Annotated in this window: 21 protein-coding genes; 10 read left to right on the top strand and 11 right to left on the bottom strand. The window is 62.8% G+C overall.

Annotated elements, in window-relative coordinates:
- Window positions 1-21 precede the first annotated feature (21 nt).
- From ACIOVF_RS15830 to ACIOVF_RS15810, 5 genes are all read right to left on the bottom strand, one after another.
- Window positions 22-1,263: an SfnB family sulfur acquisition oxidoreductase gene (locus ACIOVF_RS15830; protein WP_093378342.1), complete on the bottom strand. Its 1,242-nt coding sequence runs from the start codon at window positions 1,261-1,263 to the stop codon at window positions 22-24.
- 277 nt (window positions 1,264-1,540) lie between these two features.
- On the bottom strand, window positions 1,541-2,302 hold the full coding sequence (tcyN, locus tag ACIOVF_RS15825) for an L-cystine ABC transporter ATP-binding protein TcyN (RefSeq protein ID WP_045201142.1): 762 nt from the start codon (window positions 2,300-2,302) through the stop codon (window positions 1,541-1,543).
- 3 nt (window positions 2,303-2,305) lie between these two features.
- Window positions 2,306-2,971 carry a cystine ABC transporter permease gene (tcyL, locus tag ACIOVF_RS15820; protein WP_045201143.1) on the bottom strand — a complete coding sequence of 222 codons (666 nt, stop codon included), beginning with the start codon at window positions 2,969-2,971 and terminating at the stop codon, window positions 2,306-2,308.
- Complete coding sequence (tcyJ, locus tag ACIOVF_RS15815; RefSeq protein ID WP_401290686.1) at window positions 2,971-3,771, bottom strand: cystine ABC transporter substrate-binding protein; 801 nt, start codon at window positions 3,769-3,771, stop codon at window positions 2,971-2,973. Before tcyJ ends, tcyL begins: the two co-directional genes overlap by 1 nt.
- A gap of 106 nt (window positions 3,772-3,877) precedes the next feature.
- Complete coding sequence (locus ACIOVF_RS15810) at window positions 3,878-4,876, bottom strand: D-cysteine desulfhydrase (RefSeq protein ID WP_045201145.1); 999 nt, start codon at window positions 4,874-4,876, stop codon at window positions 3,878-3,880.
- Between the two features lie 192 nt (window positions 4,877-5,068).
- Here ACIOVF_RS15810 and epsC point away from each other — a divergent pair, with 192 nt between their 5' ends.
- Entirely contained in the window at window positions 5,069-6,001 is a 933-nt protein-coding gene (gene epsC, locus ACIOVF_RS15805; protein ID WP_045201146.1) for a serine O-acetyltransferase EpsC, read from the top strand.
- A 173-nt stretch (window positions 6,002-6,174) separates the two neighbouring features.
- Window positions 6,175-8,175 (top strand): choline transporter BetT, encoded by a 2,001-nt coding sequence (gene betT, locus ACIOVF_RS15800; protein ID WP_401290682.1) that lies wholly within the window; start codon window positions 6,175-6,177, stop codon window positions 8,173-8,175.
- Between the two features lie 66 nt (window positions 8,176-8,241).
- On the opposite strand, the gene tauD is transcribed toward betT, so the two are convergent.
- From tauD to tauA, 4 genes are read right to left on the bottom strand one after another with little or no spacing between them, the layout of a single operon-like run.
- Window positions 8,242-9,075, bottom strand: a complete 834-nt coding sequence (tauD, locus tag ACIOVF_RS15795) for a taurine dioxygenase (protein WP_401290679.1) — start codon at window positions 9,073-9,075, stop codon at window positions 8,242-8,244.
- Between the two features lie 19 nt (window positions 9,076-9,094).
- Window positions 9,095-9,934: a taurine ABC transporter permease TauC gene (tauC, locus tag ACIOVF_RS15790; protein WP_401290676.1), complete on the bottom strand. Its 840-nt coding sequence runs from the start codon at window positions 9,932-9,934 to the stop codon at window positions 9,095-9,097.
- Window positions 9,931-10,725, bottom strand: a complete 795-nt coding sequence (gene tauB, locus ACIOVF_RS15785) for a taurine ABC transporter ATP-binding subunit (RefSeq protein WP_045201150.1) — start codon at window positions 10,723-10,725, stop codon at window positions 9,931-9,933. Before tauB ends, tauC begins: the two co-directional genes overlap by 4 nt.
- Before the next feature lie 15 nt (window positions 10,726-10,740).
- Entirely contained in the window at window positions 10,741-11,718 is a 978-nt protein-coding gene (tauA, locus tag ACIOVF_RS15780; RefSeq protein ID WP_045201151.1) for a taurine ABC transporter substrate-binding protein, read from the bottom strand.
- A gap of 587 nt (window positions 11,719-12,305) precedes the next feature.
- Here tauA and ACIOVF_RS15775 point away from each other — a divergent pair.
- The 8 genes from ACIOVF_RS15775 to ACIOVF_RS15740 all read left to right on the top strand — a co-directional run bounded on the left by ACIOVF_RS15775 (window position 12,306) and on the right by ACIOVF_RS15740 (window position 19,363).
- A complete protein-coding gene (locus tag ACIOVF_RS15775; protein WP_045201152.1) occupies window positions 12,306-13,631 on the top strand; it encodes an OprD family porin in 1,326 nt (441 codons plus the stop codon).
- Window positions 13,632-13,793: 162 nt separating this feature from the next.
- Window positions 13,794-14,432 carry a peroxiredoxin gene (locus ACIOVF_RS15770; protein WP_045201153.1) on the top strand — a complete coding sequence of 213 codons (639 nt, stop codon included), beginning with the start codon at window positions 13,794-13,796 and terminating at the stop codon, window positions 14,430-14,432.
- A 223-nt stretch (window positions 14,433-14,655) separates the two neighbouring features.
- On the top strand, window positions 14,656-15,249 hold the full coding sequence (ssuE, locus tag ACIOVF_RS15765) for an NADPH-dependent FMN reductase (RefSeq protein ID WP_045201154.1): 594 nt from the start codon (window positions 14,656-14,658) through the stop codon (window positions 15,247-15,249).
- A 92-nt stretch (window positions 15,250-15,341) separates the two neighbouring features.
- The gene (locus ACIOVF_RS15760) at window positions 15,342-16,307 is read left to right on the top strand and encodes a sulfonate ABC transporter substrate-binding protein (RefSeq protein ID WP_045201155.1); all 966 of its coding nucleotides are present in this window, start codon (window positions 15,342-15,344) and stop codon (window positions 16,305-16,307) included.
- A 58-nt stretch (window positions 16,308-16,365) separates the two neighbouring features.
- Window positions 16,366-17,514 (top strand): FMNH2-dependent alkanesulfonate monooxygenase, encoded by a 1,149-nt coding sequence (ssuD, locus tag ACIOVF_RS15755; protein ID WP_045201156.1) that lies wholly within the window; start codon window positions 16,366-16,368, stop codon window positions 17,512-17,514.
- A gap of 10 nt (window positions 17,515-17,524) precedes the next feature.
- Window positions 17,525-18,319, top strand: coding sequence for an aliphatic sulfonate ABC transporter permease SsuC (gene ssuC, locus ACIOVF_RS15750; RefSeq protein ID WP_045201157.1), 795 nt, complete (start codon window positions 17,525-17,527; stop codon window positions 18,317-18,319).
- Entirely contained in the window at window positions 18,316-19,128 is an 813-nt protein-coding gene (gene ssuB / locus ACIOVF_RS15745) for an aliphatic sulfonates ABC transporter ATP-binding protein (protein WP_401290668.1), read from the top strand. Before ssuC ends, ssuB begins: the two co-directional genes overlap by 4 nt.
- Before the next feature lie 19 nt (window positions 19,129-19,147).
- Window positions 19,148-19,363 (top strand): molybdopterin-binding protein, encoded by a 216-nt coding sequence (locus tag ACIOVF_RS15740; RefSeq protein WP_010221227.1) that lies wholly within the window; start codon window positions 19,148-19,150, stop codon window positions 19,361-19,363.
- 101 nt (window positions 19,364-19,464) lie between these two features.
- Here the strand turns inward: ACIOVF_RS15740 and ACIOVF_RS15735 are convergent, their stop codons facing one another.
- The gene (locus tag ACIOVF_RS15735) at window positions 19,465-20,091 is read right to left on the bottom strand and encodes a TetR/AcrR family transcriptional regulator (protein ID WP_401290665.1); all 627 of its coding nucleotides are present in this window, start codon (window positions 20,089-20,091) and stop codon (window positions 19,465-19,467) included.
- A 1-nt stretch (window position 20,092) separates the two neighbouring features.
- Window positions 20,093-21,679 carry a glutamate--cysteine ligase gene (gene gshA / locus ACIOVF_RS15730; protein WP_401290662.1) on the bottom strand — a complete coding sequence of 529 codons (1,587 nt, stop codon included), beginning with the start codon at window positions 21,677-21,679 and terminating at the stop codon, window positions 20,093-20,095.
- Between the last annotated feature and the right edge of the window lie 102 nt (window positions 21,680-21,781).

The following is a 21,781-nucleotide window of genomic DNA, read 5'->3' as shown; positions in this document are numbered from 1 at the left end:
AACAGGGCTCCAGTGGTCTGGTCAAATCCAGGAGTGCCGGGCAGGCAAGGTACCGTTGAGGTGATAGGCGCCGACGGCGTGGTATTTCCAGCGCACCGGATCGTGCAGGGTGTGCACGCGGGCATTGCGCCAGTGCCGGTCGAGGTTGAACTCGGCCAGGGTGGCGCGGCTGCCGGAGAGCTCGAAGAGCTTCTCGCTGGCCAGCAGCGAAATCTCGGTGGTCAGCACCTTGGCTTCGGCCACGGCAATCGAAGCGCGAGCGGCTGCAGCGGCATCGACCGGCGCGGCGCTGACTTCGTCGAGCACCCGCGCAGCCTTGGAAAGCAGCGCCTGGGCGGCATGCAGCTCAAGCTGCAGGCGGCCGACATCGGCGATTACATAGAGATCATCGCTGGCACGATCGACCTTGGCGTCGATCCATGGCCGGGCTTTGTCGCGAACGAAGGCGATGGTGTCGGCAATCGCCGCTTCGGCGATACCGGCATCAATGGCCGCCTGGATCAGCTGCGAAGCCGCGCCCTGGATGTTTGCTACTTCGCTCTGTTTCCAGGTGTCGATCACCAGTTCCGCATCGACCTGCACCTTGTCCAGCAGCACGGTGCCGCTGGCGGTGGTGCGCTGGCCGAAACCCGACCAGTCATCGACGATGCGCAGGCCCGGGGTGCCGCGGCGGACAAAGGCCATGACCTGACGGCCGTCATCGTTCAACGCCTTGACCGCGACCCAATGGGCAAACAGGGCGCCGGTGGAGTAGAACTTCTGGCCGCTGAGCACATAGTGATCGCCCTCGCGGGTGATCCGTGCCTTGAGGTCCAGGGTGTGCTTGGTGCCGCGTTCCGGCCCGGCATTGCCGATGCGCCAGCCATCGAGCACCGAGGTGAACAGCAGCTCTTTCTGCCGCTCCGTGGCGGTGCCTTTGAGCAGTTGCAGGATGCCGAACTGGTTTTGCGGGATCTGCCCCAGCGCCGGGTCGGCGGCGCTGATGATGCGAAAGACTTCAGCGATGGTGACAAACGACACCTGCGCGCCACCAAAGGCGCGCGGGATGCTGATGCTGCCCAGGCCGCTGCGGGTGAACTGTTCGATTTCTGCCCAGGGCAGCTTGCGTTGCTGGTCGCGCTTGGCCGCCTGGGTGCGTGCTGCTTCGGCCAGCTCGTGGGCTGCCTGCAGGGCTTGTTCGTCGTTGCTCAGCACCTTGGCCGGCAGCAACAGCGGGGCGCTGTCCAGATCGCTGTGGACTGTGGTTTCTGCCAGATTGGACATCAGTACCGCTCCTTGGCTGCACTCAATGCCCTGGCGTTACGCACTGGGGTGATTGTGTTCCTGACCATACCTACCTCACGAATTGAAAACGTCGGCGCGGGTTGCGACGACAAAATTGCGCTGGTCCGGTGGTCCGGTGTATATACCCTAATAGTGTATAAAAATTAAATAAACTAACTTTTAGGAATAAATATAGAAGTACTTGGCGGTCGCTGGACGAACGCCTGCCGGAGCTGGGCAGGCGCTGTAAGAGGGGCGGGGAAAGGGCGGGGAAAACTCAGTAGCCGGTGTTCTGCGTACCGAGGAACTTGCTCAGGAATTGGCGTGTGCGGTCTTCCTTGGGGTGGGCGAACAGCGCCTTGGCTTCGCCCTGTTCAACGATCACGCCCTTGTCGAAGAAGATCACCCGGTTGGCCACGTCGCGGGCAAAACTCATCTCGTGGGTGACGATGATCATGGTGCGCTTTTCTTCAGCCAGGCCACGAATGGTCGCCAGCACTTCGCCGACCAGCTCGGGGTCGAGCGCCGAGGTCGGCTCGTCGAAGAGGATCACTTCCGGCTCCATCGCCAGGGCCCGGGCAATCGCTACCCGCTGCTGCTGACCGCCGGAGAGCTTGCGCGGGTAGGCGGCTTCCTTGCCGGCCAGGCCGACCTTGGCCAGCAGCTTCATGCCCAGGGCCACGGCTTGTTCGTGCGGAGTTTTCTTGACCACCAGCGGGCCTTCGATGACGTTCTCCAGCGCCGTACGATGGGGGAACAGGTTGAAGTTCTGAAACACGAAGCCGACTTCCTGGCGCAACTGGCGGATCAACCCGCTTTGCTGGCCCAGCGGGCGGTTGGCGTCGATTTCTACCTTGCCGACCTTGATGCGCCCGCTGCTCGGGGTTTCCAGCAGGTTCAGGCAACGCAGGAAGGTGGTCTTGCCCGAGCCGCTGGGGCCGATGATGGCGATCACCTCGCCGGCCTCGACCTTGAGGCTGATGTCATCGAGCACGGTCTGGCCGTTGAACTGCTTGCTCAGTCGTTGTACCTCGATCATGCCTCAGGACTCCTGGTCGTGCCGGTTAACCCGCGCTTCCAGGCGGTTCTGCAGGTGCGCGAGAACGCTGGCTAGCACCCAGTAGATCAGTGCGGCGGCAAGGTACATGGTGAAGATTTCGAAGGTGCGCGCAGTAATCAGCTGCGCCTGGCGGAACAGCTCCGGCACCTGGATGGTGGCGGCCAGGGCGGTGTCCTTGACCAGCGAAATAAAGCTGTTGCCCAGTGGCGGCAAGGCGGTGCGCGCCGCTTGCGGCAGGATTGCCCGGCGCATGGCCTGGCCACGGGTCATGCCGATGCTGGCGGCAGCCTCCCACTGGCCGCGGTCGATGGAACTGATCGCGGCGCGGAGAATTTCACAGGCATAGGCGGCCATGTTCAGCGAGAAGCCGATCAACGCTGCGGGCAGCGGGTCGAGCTCGATGCCCAGTTGTGGCAGGCCGTAGTAGATCATGAACAGCTGCACCAGCAGCGGCGTGCCGCGAAAGAACGACACGTAGACCCGCGCCGTCCAGCTCAGCAGCTTGATCGACGACAGGCGCATCAGCGCCAGGCCAAAGCCCAGCAACAGGCCAAAGAACATCCCGCCGAGGCTGAGAATGACCGTAAAGTATGCGCCCTTGAGCAAAAAGGGCGCGGACTCCAGCGCCAGTTGCAAAGCTGCTTCCATTATTGGGTGACGTCAGCGTTGAAGTACTTTTCCGAAAGCTTTTTCAGTGTGCCGTCGGCGCGTAGCTTGTCGAGAGCTTTGTTCACTGCTGCCAGCAGTTCCGGCTCGCCTTTGCGCAGGGCGATACCGGCTTCCTGGCGGGAGAAGGCGTCACCGGCGGCAGTGGTGTCCTTGGCTTTCTTGGCGTATTCCAGCGCCGCCAGACGGTCGATCAGGATGGCGTCGATCCGGCCGACGCGCAGGTCCTGGAACTTGGTCGGATCGTCTTCGTAGGTGCGCACGTCCGCGGTCGGCACGTTGGCTTTGACCCACTGTTCGTAGTTGGTGCCCAGGCCCACGCCGACTTTCTTGCCGCCCAGGTCGGCAGCGGACTTGATGTTCAGCTCGGCGGCCTTTTTCGTCAGCACCAGCGCCTGAATCCCGGAAACGGTGTAGGGCGCGGAGAAGTCATACTTCTTCTTGCGCTCATCGGAGATGGTCACCTGGTTCACCACCGCGTCCAGGCGCTTGGACTCCAGTGCCGCGAGGATGCCATCCCACTTGGTTGGCTGCAGCTTGACCTTGACCCCCAACTCCTTGGCCAGGGCTTCGGAAAGCTCCACTTCGAAGCCGGCCAGCTTGCCGTCGGCGTCGACGAAGCTGAACGGTGGATAAGTGCCTTCAAGGCCGATGTTGATCTCGCCCTTGTCTTTGATCTGCTGCAGTTGCTCACCAGCGACAGCCTGGCCGAGCAGGCTGGCGCCGAGCAGCAAGCCGAGGCCTGCGGCGACTGCCTGTTTACCGAAAGCGGAAATCTTCATGGTTAGCCCCAATGTTGTTGTGAGTGTGGCGCTGACTATAGGGTGACGCTTTTAGTCTTAAAAATAATATAAATTCATTTTCTTATATTATTTTCAAATAAGTTAGTTAGCCGTTCCAGACCTCAGGGTAGGCGAATAATGCCGGGGCCCCACCGGTATGCAGAAAAATCAGCGGGCCGTCATCGAATCGCTGACGGGCAATACCATCAAGCAGCCCGGCCATGGCCTTGCCGGTGTATACCGGGTCAAGCAGCAAGCCTTCCTGGCTGGCCAGCAGGCGGATGGCGGCGAGGGTACCGGCGTTCGGTTCGCCATAGCGCGGGGCGAAGTACTCATCCCACAATTCGATCTTGAACGTGGCCGGCAGGCGCAGGCCCAGCAGCTCGGCGGTGCGCTCGGCCAGGCCTTGGACTTTCGGGCGCTGGTCTTCGTCGCTGCGCGACACGGTGACGCCGATCACCGGCAGCTTCGGCAGTTTTTCTGCCAGGGCGATGGCCAGGCCGCTGTGGGTACCGGCACTGCCGGAGGCCAGCAGCACCCCGGCGAACTGCTCGCCGCAATGTTCGATCTGTTCGGCCAGCTCCAGGCCTGCGCGTACATACCCCAGGGCACCGAGGGCGTTGGAGCCGCCAATCGGCACGATGTAGGGCTTGCGGCCACTGGCGTGCAGGCGCACGGCCAGGGCCTGCAGTTGTTCGTCGGCATTGTCGAGGTTATCGACCAGCTCGACCTTGGCGTCGAACAGCTCCAGCAACAGGCGGTTGCCGTTGTGCTGGTAGTTGAGTGAATCGGTACCGATCGGGTTTTCCAGCAAGGCTACGCAGGCCAGGCCCAGTTGCGCGGCCAGCGCCGCGGTCTGGCGCACATGGTTGGACTGGATGGCGCCTGCGGTGACCAGGGTGTCGGCGCCCTTGGCCAGGGCATCGGCGGCCAGGTATTCGAGCTTGCGTAGTTTGTTGCCGCCCAGCGCCAACGGCGTGCAGTCGTCGCGTTTGACGTAGATGTCGCGGCCGGCCCAGGCTGACAGCCGATGCAGTTTTTCCAGCGCGGTGGGGGCGCCAAGCAGGTCCAGACGATTGAAGCGGGCAAGCTGTCGGTCGATCATGGGGTCACGTCGGCTAGGTAAAATTCGACTATAGGCAGCCTCGGGCAGGTGGGCAACTCCCGGGCTTATGCCGCCTTTATTGCATTCTGGAATAAAGGGTTATTTTTTCTGTCGCAAGAAATTGCCGTAAAGTAATCGGCACTTCGGCGGCACCACCATCCACCGACCGCCGCTGCAGCAGGAGAGGTAACCGTGAGCGACAACGCGCAAACAGGGCATTGGCAACTGCAAACCATCGTCGGCCAGTTGCGTGCCGCCCGCGACCAGTGGCGCAGCAGTAACGGGCGCAGCAGCGGCGAGCAGGGTGGCCGCGAGCTGCCGTCACGCGAGGCCATGCGCCATATTCTCGAGCAGTTGTGTGGTGCCCTGTTCCCCATGCGCCTGGGCCCGGTCGACCTGCGTGAAGAGAGCGAAGACTTCTATGTTGGCCATACCCTCGATGCCGCGCTGACCGCCTTGCTCGCCCAGGCGCGCCTGGAGCTGCGCTATGTGGCGCGCCACGGCAAGCAGGCCACGGCAGAAATCGACGCCACGGCGCTGCGCCTGATCCAGGACTTTGCTGCCGCCCTGCCAAGCCTGCGCAGCATCCTCGATACCGATGTGCTGGCCGCCTTCCATGGCGACCCGGCGGCGCGCAGCGTCGATGAAGTGCTGCTGTGCTACCCGGGCATCCTCGCGGTGATTCACCATCGCCTGGCCCACCATCTGTACCGCGCTGGCCTGCCGTTGCTGGCGCGGATCAGTTCGGAGCTGGCGCACTCGGCCACTGGCATCGACATTCATCCGGGGGCGCAGATCGGCCCGAGTTTTTTCATCGACCACGGTACCGGTGTGGTGATCGGCGAAACGGCGATCATCGGCGAGCGGGTACGCATCTACCAGGCTGTGACCCTGGGCGCCAAGCGCTTCCCGGCGGACGAGGACGGGCAGTTGCAGAAGGGCCATCCACGTCACCCGATTGTCGAGGACGACGTGGTGATTTATGCCGGCGCGACTATTCTGGGACGAATCACCATTGGCAAGGGTTCGACCATCGGCGGCAACGTCTGGCTGACCCGCAGCGTGGCGCCGGGCAGCAACCTGACCCAGGCCAATCTGCAGCACGATGACGGTACCCAGAAGTAGGCGATCCGAGGCTTGGCTTGCGGCAACGGGTCGCATCGCGACCCCCATCCATGTTTAACTTGAACGCTTGTTCAAGTTAAAACGGTGGTCCGCTGCCGGTGTTCAACAGGAGGAAACCCTTTGCTGAACCCGTTCAATCCAAGCTTCTCCCCCCTCGGCGAGGTGCACGACCTATGAGTGCACCCAGCTCCGAATCCAGCGGCAAGATCCGCATGAACCCGCCGGTTTTCTACTTCGCGGCGAGCTTTATCCTGATATTCGGCCTGGTGGTCATCAGCAACCCGCAAGCCGCTGGCGAGTGGCTGCTGGCGGCGCAGAACTGGGCGGCCAACACCGTTGGCTGGTACTACATGCTGGCGATGACCCTGTACCTGGTCTTCGTGGTGGTCACCGCCTTGTCTGGCTACGGCAAGATCAAGCTCGGTGCCGACCACGACGAGCCCGAGTTCAGCTACCTGTCCTGGGCCGGCATGCTGTTCGCCGCCGGCATCAGCATTACCCTGTTCTTCTTCTGCGTCTCCGAACCCCTGACCCACATGCTACAGCCGCCGCAAGGCGAGGCCGGTACGGTCGAGGCCGGGCGCCAGGCCATGCAGTTGCTGTTCCTGCACTGGGGCCTGCATGGCTGGGGGGTGTTCGCCTTTGTCGGCATGGCCCTGGCCTATTTCGCCTACCGCCATAACCTGCCGCTGGCCTTGCGTTCGGCGCTGTATCCGCTGATCGGCAAGCGCATCAACGGCCCGATCGGCTATGCCGTCGACGGCTTCGGCATCATCGCCACGGTGTTCGGCCTGGGCGCCGACATGGGCTTTGGCGTGCTGCACCTGAACTCCGGCCTCGACTACCTGTTCGGCGTGCCCCACACCCAATGGGTGCAGGTGATCCTCATCACCCTGATGATGGGCGCGGCGGTCGCGGTGGCGGTTGCCGGGGTCGAGAAGGGCGTGCGGGTGATGTCCGACATCAACATGTTCCTGGCCTGCGCGCTGCTGCTGTTCGTGCTGTTCGCCGGCCCTACCCAGCACCTGTTCAACACCCTGATCCAGAACCTCGGTGACTATCTTGGCGCCTTGCCGCGCAAGAGCTTTGACGTTTATGCCTACAACCAGGCCAATGAGTGGCTGGGCGGCTGGACGGTGTTCTACTGGGCCTGGTGGATTGCCTGGGCGCCGTTTGTCGGCCTGTTCATCGCGCGGATTTCCCGCGGCCGGACCATCCGCGAGTTCGTCTTCGGCGTGCTGCTGATTCCGCTGGGCTTCACCCTGGCGTGGATGTCGATCTTCGGTAACAGCGCGCTGTTCCAGGTGCTCGAGCACGGCATGACCGCGCTGGGCCAGTCGGCTCTCGACAACCCGTCGATGACCCTCTACCTGTTGCTGGAAACCTACCCGTGGAGCAAGGCGGTGATCGCCGTCACGGTGTTCATCAGCTTCGTGTTCTTCGTGACCTCGGCAGACTCCAGCACCGTGGTGCTCTCGACCCTCTCCGCCCGTGGCGGCAACGCCGATGAAGACGGGCCGAACTGGCTGCGGGTGTTCTGGGGCGCGATGACCGCACTGGTGACCAGCGGTTTGCTGTTCGCCGGCAGTATCGATTCGCTGAAATCGGCGGTAGTGCTCACCTCGCTGCCGTTCTCGGTGATCTTGTTGCTGATGATGTGGGGCCTGCACAAGGCGTTTTATCTGGAGTCGCAACGACAGATCGCCCAGTTGCATTCGCTGGCGCCGTTCGCCAATTCGCGGCGCGGCCGCGGTGGCTGGCGTCAGCGCCTGAGCCAGGCCGTGCACTTCCCGTCACGCGACGAGGTGTACCGCTTCATGGACGACGTGGTGCGCCCGGCGATTGCCGAGGTGACCGAGGTGTTTAGCGAGAAGGGCCTGCACGTCATCACCCAGGAAGACCCGAGCCACGACAACGTCAGCTTGAAGATCGGCCATGGCGAAGAGCAGCCGTTCATTTACCAGGTGCAGATGCGCGGTTACTTCACGCCGTCATTTGCCTTGGGCGGCCTGGGAACCCAGGAGCTGAAGAACCGTCGTTACTACCGCGCCGAGGTGCACCTGAGCGAGGGCAGCCAGGACTATGACCTGGTGGGCTACAGCAAGGAGCAGATCATCAACGACATTCTTGACCAGTACGAACGGCATATGCAGTTCTTGCATCTGGTGCGCTAAAAGCATCGCGGTCTTGCCCGCTCCCACAGTGTGGACTGCTGGGAGCGGGCAAGACCGCGATGGCTCTTAAAACGGCGCATCCCCGAGAATCGTCGCCCGGTGCATTACCCGCCGCGCCGGCCGGTAATCATCCACCGCGTAATGCTGGGTCACGCGGTTATCCCAGAACGCCACGTCGTTTTCCTCCCAGCGCCAGCGAATGGTGAACTCCGGGCGGGTCGCGTGGGCGAACAGCAGCTTGAGAATCGCCTCGCTTTCAGCCTCGCTCAGTTCGTTGATGCGGGTGGTGAAGCCCTCATTGACGAACAGTGCCTTGCGCTTGCTCACCGGGTGGGTACGGATTACCGGGTGCGACAGCGGCGGGTTGTTACGCCGTGCCGTTTCCCAGCGCGCCAGGTCCTCAGGGGTGGTGCCGAAACGCTCCAGCGGGAACGACTTGGTGAAATCATGGGTGGCGGTGAGGCCAGCCAACAGCTGCTGCAGCGGTGCCGACAGTGCCTCATAGGCAGCAATGCCACTGGCCCACAAGGTATCGCCACCGTAGGCCGGCAGTTGCTTGGCACTGAGCACCGCACCCAGTGCCGGGGTTGGCAGGAAGGTCACGTCGGTGTGCCAGATGGCGTTGTCGCGCACGTCGGTGACGGCGGTGTCGAGCACCAGCACCTGCGGGGTTTCCGGCACATTGGGGTAGATCGGGTGGATATGCAGGTCGCCAAAGCGCGCGGCGAAATCGGCCTGCTGCTGCGGGTTGATCGGCTGGTCGCGAAAGAACAGTACCTGGTGCTTGAGCAGCGCCTGTTCGATGGCGTCGCGTTGTTCTTTGTTGATTTCGCGGCTGAGGTCGATGCCGCTGATCTGGGCGCCGAGCGCCGGGCTCAGCGGGGTAATGGTCAGGCTCATGGTTGTTCTCTGTTCGTTTTCAATGGCTCTGGCCGTGCCAGGGCACCAGCTTGCGCTGCAGGGCGCGCAGGCCCATTTCCAGGGCGAAGGCAATCAAGGCGATCACCAGGATGCCCAGCACCACCACGTCGGTGACCAAAAACTGCGCCGCCGACTGCACCATGAAACCCAGGCCGCTGGTGGCGGCGATCAGCTCGGCGGCCACCAGGGTCGACCAGCCAACCCCCAGGCCAATGCGCACGCCGGTAAGAATGTCGGGCAGGGCGCTGGGCAAAATCACGTGGCGAATCAGCTGCCAACGGGTGGCGCCCAGCGACTGCGCCGCACGCAACTTGGTCGGGTCGACGGTGCGCACGCCAGTGGCGGTGGCAATGGCGATCGGGGCGAAGATCGCCAGGTAAATCAGCAGCACTTTCGACAACTCGCCGATACCGCACCAGATCACGATCAGCGGCAGGTAGGCCAGGGGCGGAATCGGCCGGTAGAACTCGATCAGCGGGTCGAGAATGCCGCGGGCGATACGGTTATGGCCGATGGCGATGCCGATCGGGATCGCCGTGACAATCGCCGCGCCGAGGGCCAGGCCGATACGTTGCAGGCTGGCGCCCAGGTGCTGCCACAGGGTGGATTCCATGTAGCCCTGGGTCAGCAGCAACCAGGCCTTGCCCAGCACCGCTTCCGGCGAGGGCAAAAAAAGTGGCTCGATCCATTCGGCGGCGGTCACCGCCCACCACAGCAGCAACAGCGTGGCCAGGGTCAGGCCGCTGATCCAGCGGGTGCTCAGGCTGCGCCGGGGTTTGCTCGGCGCAGTGTGGCTGGCGGTGCGTTTGCTCGCTACCGGGACATCCAGGCTGCTCATGCGGACTCCTGCCGCGTTGCGGCACTGCGTTGGGAGAACACCCGGGCCAGCACGTGCTCGCGGGTTTCGATAAAGCGCGGGTCGGACTTGATCGAACGGGCCGACTCGCCGGCGCTGTAGCGCTGGCCAAAGTCCAGTTGCAGGCGTTCGACGATCTGCCCGGGGTTCGGCGCCAGCAACACCAGTTCGGTGGCGAGGAACACCGCCTCTTCAATGTCGTGGGTAATCAGGAATACCGGCTTGGCGGTACGCTGCCAGACCTGCAACAGCAACTCCTGCATCTGTTCACGGGTAAAGGCATCCAGCGCGCCGAACGGCTCGTCCATCAGCAGAACCCGCGGATCGGCCGCCAGCGCCCGGGCCAGGCCCACGCGCTGCTTCTGGCCACCGGACAATTGCCAGATGCGCCGGTTGCCGAAGTCCGCCAGGTCGACCAGGGCGAGCATTTCGCGGGCCTTTTTCTCGCGGCTGGCGCGTGGCACGCCGGCCAGTTCCAGGCCGAAGGCGACGTTGGCCAGCACGTCTTGCCAGGGCAGTAGAGCATCATCCTGGAACACCACGCCGCGCTCGGCGCCCGGACCTTGTACCGGCTCGCCGTCGAGGGTGATACGGCCACTGCTGGGCGCCACGAAACCGGCAATCAGGTTGAGCAACGAGGTCTTGCCGCTGCCCGAAGGGCCGAGGGCCACCAGCAATTGCTGCGGGCCCAGGCTCAGGTTGATATCGGCCAGCACCGGCTCGGCCGCGCCGGGGTACTGTGCGCTGATGCGCTCCAGTTGTAACAGGGCCATGGTCTGCTCCGAGTCTCAGTTGGCGATGAATTTGGCGCTGACGTAAGGCGCGTAGTCCGGCAGCACCGCTTCGACCTTGCCTTGCTCCTTGAGGAAGGTGGCGGTGTCGGTGATTGCCTGGGTGGTCGGTGCACCGAGTGCTGCGACCTGGTCAGCGGCCAGCGGGAACACGTTGCCTTGCAGCAGGCCAGGGATGTCAGCCGCCTTGGCGCCGGAGAGCTTGACCAGCTTGTCGACGTTACTCTGGTTTGCCAGCCACGCTTGCGGGTCCTTGCGGTAGTCGGCGTAGGCATCCAGGGTGACCTTGGCGAAGGCCTTGACGATCTCCGGGTGCTTGGCGGCGAAGTCCTTGCGCACGATCCAGGCATCGAAAGTCGGCGCGCCTTTTTCGGCCAGCTCAGCGGAGGTGATCAGCACCTTGCCGTTTTCCTTGGCCACGCCCAGGGCCGGGTCCCAGACGTAGGTGGCGTCGATGTCGCCGCGCTTCCAGGCGGCGATGATTGCCGGTGGCGCGAGGTTGAGGATCTGTACCTTGGCCGGGTCGATGTTCCATTGCTTGAGTGCGGCCAGCAGGCTGTAGTGACCGGTGGAGACGAACGGCACGGCAATCTTCTTGCCGATCAGGTCCTGTGGCGAGTTGATGCCGGCGCCGTCGCGGGCGACCAGGGCTTCGGCTGCGCCGATCTGGGTGGCGATCAGGAAGGTTTCCACCGGCAGTTTGCGGGTCGCAGCGGCGGCCAGCGGGCTGGAGCCGAGGTAGCCGATCTGCACGTCGCCGGAGGCCACGGCGGTGATCACGTCGGCGCCGCTGTCGAATTTGCGCCAGTCGATATCGGCCTTGCTGGTTTTCTCGTAGGTGCCGTCGACCTGGGCGACTTTCGCCGGGTCGACGGTGGTCTGGTAGGCCACCGTCAGGTCGGCCGCCTGGGCAAACCAGCTGGTGCCGGCCAGGGTCAGGGCGGCGAACAGGCGCAGGGGAGCATGCAGGGTCATGGTTAACTCCTTGTCAGGCGGGCGATTGTGTTGGTGTGGGATAAGACTAGATGATCTAAGAAAGTTAAAATAAATAACTTTTTAGCATTAGCTTAGGAGCCAATTGATTTAAGGCGTGCGAAAGGGGGGAGTCATCGCGGGGCAAGCCCGCTCCAGCCTATAGGCGCCATCGGCCTGGGCGACAAAAGTGACGCTGGTCAAGGTCAGGGCGCAGAGGAAACGCAATGATGGCCTGGCCATGAGGGCTACTTTGTCGAAGGGGAAGGATCGACGAAGCTAAGCGATCTAAAAAACCGCTTTGAAATATCCTTTAGGAATTAGCTTATGTGCCGATAACGGCAGCGAAGAAAAATCTTGGGTGATATTCCGTAATAATCTGAAAAATTACGAAATAAGTCTTTTTGGATTTATAGGATTGTCATTATCCTTCACCCCCACCGCTGGTGCATTAGACCAAAGTAGTGAAATGAATAGTTACGATTGACTTGACGGTCACCCTTTGGTGCTAATCGCCCATCGACGTCGAGCGGGACACAAAGATCCTGCCGTAAGCGACACACAAGAATTAGAACGTAGAGGAGCAAAACATGTACAAGTCCACCTTGGCACTTGCCGTGGCCGTTGGGGTTCTGGCCCAGCAGGCGGGTGCTGCCGGCTTCATCGAAGACAGCAAGGCAACACTGAAGCTGCGCAACTTCTATATCAACACCGACAACCGTAACCACGGTACCAACACCAGCACCAACTACCAGGAAGAATGGGGTCAGGGCTTCCAGGTCGATTACGCCTCGGGCTTCACCCAGGGCACCGTCGGCTTTGGTGTTGACGCTATTGCCCTGTTGGGCGTGCGGCTGGATTCGGGCAAGGGCCGTCATGGCAACCCGACCAGCGCCTCCTACGCCGGCTCGGTGTTCCCGACCGACAGCAGCGGTCGTGCAGTCGACGAATACTCCAGCCTGGGCCTGACCGCCAAGGCCAAGATTTCCCAGACCGAATTGCGCTACGGTACCCTGCTGCCGAAGCTGCCGGTCATTTCGTACAACGACGGTCGCCTGCTGCCGCAAACTTTCGAAGGTGGCCAGATCACCTCGAACGAGTTCAAGGACCTGACCCTGATCGGTGGTCAGATCGAGCACGTCAAAGGCCGTAACTCCAGCAACAACGAAGAAATGTCGATTGCTGGCGCCAACAACGCCCGTACCGGCAAGTTCAGCAACAAGTTCCTCTACGCCGGTGCCGACTACAAGGTCACCAAGGACCTGCTGCTGCAGTACTACTACGGCAACCTGGAAGACTTCTACAAACAGCACTTCCTCGGTGCGGTACACAACTGGGCAATTGGCCCGGGCGTGCTGAAGTCCGACTTCCGTTACTTCCACAGCACCGACGACGGCGCCAACAGCAACGATCCGGCCTACTTCACCAGCGGCTGGTACGGCAACGGCACCAAGGGCAAGGTTGATAACGATCTGTACAGCGCCCTGTTCCTCTACACCGTCCAGGGTCACACCTTCGGTGGCGGTTACCAGGTCTCCAGCGGCGACAGCGACTTCCCTTGGCTGAACCAGGGTGACGGCTCGTCCAACTACACCATCACCGACTCGCAGATCCAGAAGTTCGGCCGTGCCGGTGAGCGTACCTGGCAGGCTCGCTACTCTTACGATTTCGCCAAGGTCGGCCTGGCGGGCGCTACTGCCGGCGTCACCTACCTCAAAGGCGATAACATCGATTCAGCAATCGGTGACCGTACCGAGTGGGAACGTGATATCACCGTGGCCTACGTGGTACCGGAAGGCACCCTCAAGGGCCTGGGCATCATGTGGAAAAACGCCACCTGGCGCAGCGATATTGCCAACACCAAGGACCAGGACGAAAACCGTCTGATCCTCAGCTACTCCATCCCGCTGCTGTAAGGCGAGAAAAGCGCGCCCGCCCGGCCCTGTGCCGCGCGGGCGTTGTTTTGCCTGTTTTTTGATATTTCTGTTAGTTCTAAATAAATCAATATTTATTCTTTTTAATTTCAGCAGGAAGCAGGCACAGTGAAGCCATAACGAACCCAGCCAAGGAGCCGCACCATGAGCCTCAGACTCGGCGATATCGCCCCCGACTTCGAACAGGATTCCAGCGCCGGCAAGATCCGCTTCCACGAATGGCTGGGCGACAGCTGGGGCGTGCTGTTCTCCCACCCGGCCGACTTTACTCCGGTGTGCACCACCGAACTGGGTTTCACCGCCAAGCTCAAGGAGCAGTTCGCCGAGCGCGGGGTCAAGGCCATTGCCCTGTCGGTGGACCCGGTCGATTCGCACCACCGCTGGATCGAAGACATCAACGAAACCCAGAACACTGTCGTCAACTTCCCGATCCTGGCTGATGCCGATCGCAAGGTTTCCGACCTCTACGACCTGATTCATCCCAATGCCAGCGACACCCTGACGGTGCGTTCCCTGTTCGTCATCGACCCGAACAAGAAGATCCGTCTGACCATCACCTACCCGGCCAGCACCGGGCGCAACTTCCACGAGATCTTGCGGGTAATCGATTCGCTGCAACTGACCGACAACCACAAGGTTGCCACCCCGGCCAACTGGCAGGACGGTGACGAAGTGGTGATCGTGCCATCGCTCAAGGATGAAGACGAAATCAAGCGCCGCTTTCCCAAGGGTTACCGGGCGGTCAAGCCATACCTGCGCCTGACCCCGCAACCCAATCGTTGATCTTTAGCCATAGCAGGGAACTCGGGCCGTTTACGGCCCTTTTTTTATTCCCCTGGAGGCCGGTAGGAGCGGGCTTGCCCCGCGATGCTCATATAGTTCCGTAAAGAATAAACAAATGAAAAAATATGATTTATAGATATATGTATCGAGCTGTTAAGGTCACTCCACTCCAGCGAGAACTGCAACTCGCGGCCCTCTAGAACACGATCAAGGATGCGCTCCAATGCTGGTTGTTTCTCTCGGTGGTAGTCCCAGTCTGCGTTCGCGCTCCGGCGTCCTGCTTGAGCGCAGCCGCCAGTGGCTGCAGGGCCAGGGCGTGGAAGTGGTGACATTCCAGGTGCGCGACTTTCCCGCCGAAGACCTGCTGCATGCACGCTTCGACAGCCCCAGGGTGCAGCATTTTCTGCAGTTGGTAGAGCAGGCCGACGGCTTGGTGGTTGCCACTCCGGTGTACAAGGCTTCGTTTGCCGGTGCGCTGAAAACCCTGCTCGACCTGCTGCCCGAACGCGCCCTGAACCACAAGGTGGTGCTGCCGATCGCAACCGGCGGCAGCATCGCCCACATGCTCGCTGTGGACTACGCGCTCAAGCCGGTACTGTCTGCGCTCAAGGCCCAGGAAACCCTGCAAGGCATCTTCGCCGACGACAGCCAGATCGCCTACGGCGAAGGCAGTGCCGCCGCGCAACTGGCGCCGGCGCTGGAGCAGCGCCTGCTGGAATCGCTCGAACTGTTCCACAGCGCCCTGGCGCGTCGACCCAAACCGGTTGCCCCGGGCGTGTTGAATGAACGTCTGCTCAGTGCTCGCTGGAGCATCTGAGGCTTACCACCCGTTACCTGTAATTCCCACCTTACTCGCCCGCCAACGGGCAAGCAGGTGCAGCCTGAACCCCAACAGCAAAGGAGAGCGCTATGCGCACTGTCATTTTGCGTCGTGGTCTGGTCGCTCTGTTTGCTGCGGCTGTGTCCTTCGGCGCCATTACTCAAGCCCAGGCTGAAAGCCTGCGTATCGGTTACCAGAAGTACGGCACCCTGGTGTTGCTCAAAGCCAAGGGCACGCTGGAAAAACGCCTTGCCGCCCAGGGCGTGCAGGTGCAATGGACTGAATTTCCCGGTGGCCCGCAACTGCTCGAAGGCCTGAACGTCGGCTCGATCGACTTCGGCGTCACCGGCGAGACGCCGCCGGTGTTCGCCCAGGCCGCTGGCGCCGACCTGCTGTATGTCGCCTACGAGCCGCCGGCGCCGCACAGCGAAGCGATCCTGGTGCCCAAGGGCTCGCCGATCCAGTCGGTGAAGGAACTCAAGGGCAAGAAAGTCGCGCTGAACAAAGGCTCCAACGTTCACTACCTGCTGGTCCGCGCCCTGGAAGACGCCGGCCTCAAGTACAGCGACATCCAGCCGGTGTTCCTGCCGCCCGCCGATGCCCGCGCCGCCTTCGAGCGCGGCAGCGTCGATGCCTGGGTGATCTGGGACCCGTACCAGGCGGCTGCCGAGCAGCAGCTGCAGGCGCGCACCCTGCGCGATGGCCAGGGCATCGTCGACAACCACCAGTTCTACCTGGCGACCAAGCCTTATGCGCAAAAGCACCCTGAAGTGATCAGCGCGCTGGTCGATGAAGTGCGCGCGGTGGGCGAGTGGTCCAAGGCCAACCCGCAGGAAGTCACTGACCAGGTCGCGCCGCTGCTCGGCCTGCCGGCCGACATCACCCTGACCTCGGTCAAGCGCCAGGGCTACGGCGCTGCCTTCCTGACCCCGCAAGTGATCGCTGCCCAGCAGAAGATCGCCGACACCTTCAAGACGCTCAAGCTGATTCCCAAACCCTTGAGCATCAAGGATGTGATCTGGACCCCGCCGGCCAAGGTCGCCAGCGCCCCTTGACGATTTGCCCGCGCCGGGGCGCCGCCCCGGTCTGCGCCACCCCTAGGAGACAACTCCAATGAGCCTCAACGTATTCTGGTTTCTTCCCACCCATGGCGACGGCCATTACCTTGGCACCGCCGAGGGCGCGCGCGCCGTCGATCACGGCTACCTGCAGCAGATTGCCCAGGCCGCCGACCGCCTCGGTTTTGGTGGCGTGTTGATTCCGACCGGGCGTTCCTGCGAGGACTCCTGGCTGGTTGCCGCGTCGCTGATCCCGGTAACCCAGCGCTTGAAGTTCCTGGTCGCGCTGCGCCCGGGGATCATCTCGCCGACCGTAGCGGCGCGTCAGGCGGCAACCCTGGATCGTCTTTCCGGTGGCCGTGCCTTGTTCAACCTGGTCACCGGCGGCGATCCGGAAGAGCTGTCCGGTGACGGCCTGTTCCTCAGCCATGAAGAGCGCTACCAGGCCTCGGTGGAATTTACCCGCATCTGGCGCCGGGTGCTGGAAGGCGAAACCGTCGACTACGACGGCCAGCACATCCAGGTCAAAGGCGCCAAGCTGCTCTATCCGCCGATCCAGCAGCCGCGTCCGCCGCTGTACTTTGGCGGCTCTTCAGAAGCGGCCCAGGACCTGGCAGCCGAGCAGGTCGAGCTGTACCTGACCTGGGGCGAGCCGCCTGCGGCGGTGGCCGAGAAGATCGAGCAAGTGCGCGCCAAGGCCGCCAAGCAAGGCCGCACGGTGCGCTTCGGCATCCGCCTGCACGTGATCGTGCGCGAAACCAACGCCGAAGCCTGGCAGGCCGCCGAGCGGCTGATCTCGCACCTGGACGACGACACCATCGCCCGCGCCCAGGCCTCGCTGGCACGCTTCGATTCGGTCGGCCAGCAACGCATGGCCGCGCTGCATGGCGGCAACCGCGACAACCTCGAAGTCAGCCCCAACCTCTGGGCCGGTGTCGGCCTGGTGCGCGGCGGTGCCGGCACGGCGCTGGTCGGCGACGGCCCGACTGTGGCCGAGCGGGTCAAGGAATACGCAGCATTGGGCATCGATACCTTCATCTTCTCCGGTTATCCACACCTGGAAGAGTCGTACCGGGTCGCCGAGCTGCTGTTCCCGCACCTGGACGTGGAGCGCCCGCAACTGCCGCAAAGCGGTGGCTACGTGAGCCCGTTCGGCGAGATGGTCGCCAACGACATCCTGCCTAAATCCTCGGCGCAGCGCTGAGGGCCGGGCCATGAGTCGTAAATCCACTCCCTGGCAGCAACGCCTGGCGCCCTGGGCGTTGCCGCTGCTGTTGTTGGCGGTCTGGCAACTGGCAGTCAGCGTCGGCTGGCTGTCGACGCGGATTTTGCCGGCGCCCAGCGCGGTATTAAGCGCTGGCGTCGAGCTGGTACGCAGCGGCGAGATCTGGACCCATCTGGCAATCAGTGGCTGGCGCGCCGCCGTCGGTTTTGTGATTGGCGGTGCCATCGGCCTGGCGCTGGGCTTTATCACCGGCCTGTCGAAATGGGGCGAACGCCTGCTCGACAGTTCGGTGCAGATGATCCGCAACGTACCTCACCTGGCGCTGATTCCGCTGGTGATCCTGTGGTTCGGCATCGACGAGTCGGCAAAGATTTTCCTGGTGGCCCTGGGCACTTTGTTCCCGATCTACCTGAACACCTACCACGGCATCCGCAACGTCGACCCGGCGCTGGTGGAAATGGCCCGCAGCTATGGTTTGTCCGGCTTCGAGTTGTTTCGCCAGGTGATTCTGCCCGGTGCCTTGCCGTCGATCCTGGTCGGCGTGCGCTTTGCCCTGGGCTTTATGTGGCTGACCCTGATCGTTGCCGAAACCATTTCGGCTAACGCCGGCATCGGCTACCTGGCAATGAACGCCCGCGAGTTCCTGCAAACCGATGTGGTGGTCCTGGCCATCGTTCTCTATGCCGTGCTCGGCAAGCTTGCCGATCTGGCCGCACGCGGCCTCGAGCGGGTCTGGCTGCGCTGGCATCCGGCCTATCAAGCGAGCAGGGGAGAGGGCGCATGACCATCCTCAAGGATCCACCACCACGGCTGCTGCGCGGGATTCCGCTGGCGGCGCAGAACCTGCAGAAGACCTTCGGCCAGCGCCAGGTACTGCGCGATATCGACCTGCACATTCCGGCCGGGCAGTTCGTCGCCATTGTCGGGCGCAGTGGCTGCGGCAAGAGCACCTTGCTGCGCTTGCTCGCCGGCCTCGACCAACCCAGTGGCGGCGAGTTGCTGGCAGGTTCCGCGCCGCTGCGCGAAGCCCAGGAAGACACCCGCCTGATGTTCCAGGAAGCGCGCCTGCTGCCGTGGAAGAAGGTTATCGACAACGTTGGCCTGGGCCTCTCGGGCAATTGGCGGCCACGGGCGCGGGAAGCGCTGGCAGCGGTCGGCCTGGCCGAGCGTGCCAATGAATGGCCGGCGGCCTTGTCGGGTGGCCAGAAGCAGCGCGTGGCCCTGGCCCGGGCACTGATTCACCAGCCACGCCTGTTGCTGCTCGATGAGCCGCTGGGGGCACTGGATGCCCTGACCCGGATCGAGATGCAGCAGTTGATCGAACGGCTGTGGCGCCAGCACGGCTTCACCGTGTTGCTGGTTACCCACGACGTCAGCGAGGCGGTGGCGGTAGCCGACCGGGTGATTCTCATCGAAGACGGCGAGGTGGGCCTGGACCTTATCGTCGACCTGCCACGCCCGCGGGTACGCGGCTCACACCGCCTGGCTGCACTGGAAACCGAAGTTCTCAACCGGGTTCTGTCGATTCCGGGCACACCGCCCGAGCCGGAACCTGTCGCACCTTTGCCGACGCAATTGCGTTGGGCTCTCTGACCTGTAAGGAACCAAGCAGATGACTATCAAAGCGATCAACGTACGCAACCAGTTCAAAGGCACCGTCAAAGAAATCCTCGAAGGCCCGGTATTGTCGGAAATCGACGTGCAGACCGCCTCGGGTATCGTCACCTCGGTGATCACCACCCGTTCAGTGCGTGAGCTGGAACTGACTATTGGCAGCGAGGTGATTGCCTTTGTGAAGTCGACCGAAGTGTCGATCGCCAAGCTCTGACTACCAGGGCAAGGCTTTGCCTTGCATCGCAGGCAAGCCAGCTCCCACAAGGTTCGGTGTATACAGTCCCTGTGGGAGCTGGCTTGCCAGCGATGAGGCCATCAGCGTTTCGGCAAGAAGGGCGGTAGGTACAAGCCCAGATACGCATCAAACACCCGCATCCCTTCCTCGGCCATGCGCGGCGTAATCTGCCCATGCAACTGCACCGAACGGGCATACACCCGGTCACCCAGTTCCATGGCCAGGGCAAACACATCGACATCTTCCGGTAACACCGGCAACTGGAAATGCGCGGCAAACAGCCTGTGCATCAGGTCGCCCAGCTCGATGTCGTGCTGGCGGTCAGCCTGGGTCACTTCGCTCAGGCCATGCTGGGCGAGAATCAATTGCCGGGCCGCGGCGTCTTCGTTGTAGATCACCAGCATGCGCTGCTCGACCAGGCGCGACAGGTCGTGCCAGGTGTTCAGCGCCGCTGAATCAATCGGTGCTTCAAGGCAGGCGCGAAAGGCGCCGTGCACGTCGGCGGTGAGTGCTTCAAGCAACGCCGGGACACTGGCGAAGAAGTGATACACCGACGACGGCGGAATCTGCGCGCGCTCGGCCACGCTGTAAATCGACAGGCTGGCCACCCCTTCGCTGGCCAGCAGCGTGCGCGCCGCCTCGAGGATCGAATCGATCCTCGCCTGGCTGCGGGCCCGGGGTTTGCGCGGGGTAGCAGTGCGGGTCATGTCAGTTGCTGATCGCCAGGATGCTCGCCTGGTAAGCGCTGACGAACAGGTCGAAATCAGCCTTGTCCTCTTCACGCTCAAGCTTAGCCTGGGCTTCCAGGGACTGGCGCGCTGCGCTTTCGAAACCTTGCTGCTGCTCGGCTGAAAGGGCCTGGGCGCGGAAGAACTCGGCATGCACCTGGCTTTGGCGCAAGGCGAAGCGGCTGAAGCTTTCCTTGTGCTCGGTCATGCTCGCCAGCACCTGCGCCGATGGCGTCAGGGCAGGGTCGCTGACCTTGGCTTTCTGCGCCTGCAGGGCCTTGGCGTGTTCGTCGCCGCCCTGGCTGCGGTCAAGCAGTTCGGCCAGTGGCGCGATGCGTTCGAGCAATTCATCGGCCCACTGCTTGAGTTCGACCGGCTGGCCGTCACGCTGCAGTTGCAGGCCCGGGCGGCGACCTTCCTTGACCACGCTGAGGAAGTTGCCGGTGCAGTTACCGCATTCCTGGTTGCCCAGCAGCGGGCTGTCTTCCAGGGCGCAGAACAGCAGGAAGGCGTCGAGGAAACGCGCTTGCGGCAGGTCGATACCGGTGGGCAGGAACGGGTTGATGTCCAGGCAGCGTACTTCGACGTACTGGATGCCACGGGCCATCAGCGCCTGGATCGGCCGCTCGCCGCTGTAGGTGACGCGCTTGGGGCGAATGTTGGAGTAGTACTCGTTTTCGATCTGCAGGATGTTGGTGTTCAGCTGAACCCACTCGCCATCCTTGTGCGTACCGATCTCGACATAGGGCGCGTACGGCGTGGCCACCGCCTTGCGCAGGCTGTCGGTGTAGCTGGCGAGGTTGTTGTAGCACGGCGTCAGGCCGGCCTGGGCGTTGCTCTGGTAACCCAGGTCGCTCATGCGCAGGCTGGTGGCGTAGGGCAGGTACAGGGTGTCGGCGTCGAACTGCTCAAGCTGGTGCGGGCGGCCACGCAAGAAGCCGGCATCCAGGGCCGGCGAGGCGCCGAACAGGTACATCAGCAGCCAGCTGTAGCGACGGAAGTTGCGGATCAGGGCGATGTAGGCCGACGACTGATAGTCGCGATCATCCGCCGTGCTGTGTTCCGCGGCGCGCAGCAGCGGCCAGAGGTTCTCTGGCAGCGAGAAATTGTAGTGAATCCCGGCGATGCACTGCATGGTGCGGCCGTAGCGCAGGGCCAGGCCCTTGCGGTAGACGTACTTGAGCTGACCGATGTTGGAGGTGCCGTACCAGGCGATCGGAATGTCTTCCTCGGCCGGCAGCGGGCAGGGCATCGACGGGCTCCAGAGGAACTCGTTGCCAAGCTTGGTGTAAGCGAAGCGGTGGATGTTCTCCAGGCTTTCGAGGGTCTGCGCCGGGTCCGCCAGGGCTGGGGTGATGAACTCCAGCAGCGACTCCGAGTAGTCCGTGGTGATCTGCTCGTGGGTCAACGCCGCGCCCAGGGCTTCGGGGTGCGGAGTCTGGGCCAGACGACCTTCCTCGGTCACACGCAGGCATTCACGCTCGATGCCGTGCAGGCACTGCTTGAGCAGGGAGAGGTTGTCGCCTTGGCCGAGCAGGCTCAGGCGGCGGTTGAGAAGTTCGCTCAAGATGGATTCCTTCACGCGTCAGTCGCCCCAATATGGGGGTAGAGATGACGGTCTACAAGGGTGGACAGAGGAACTGGCGTTGTCGCCTGGTTTTGGCCGGCT

The sequence above is a fragment of the Pseudomonas sp. NPDC087612 genome, assembly GCF_044743505.1.
GTDB lineage: Bacteria > Pseudomonadota > Gammaproteobacteria > Pseudomonadales > Pseudomonadaceae > Aquipseudomonas.
Note: the sequence above shows the minus strand (reverse complement) of the source record. Positions and strands in the feature narration are given on the sequence as shown.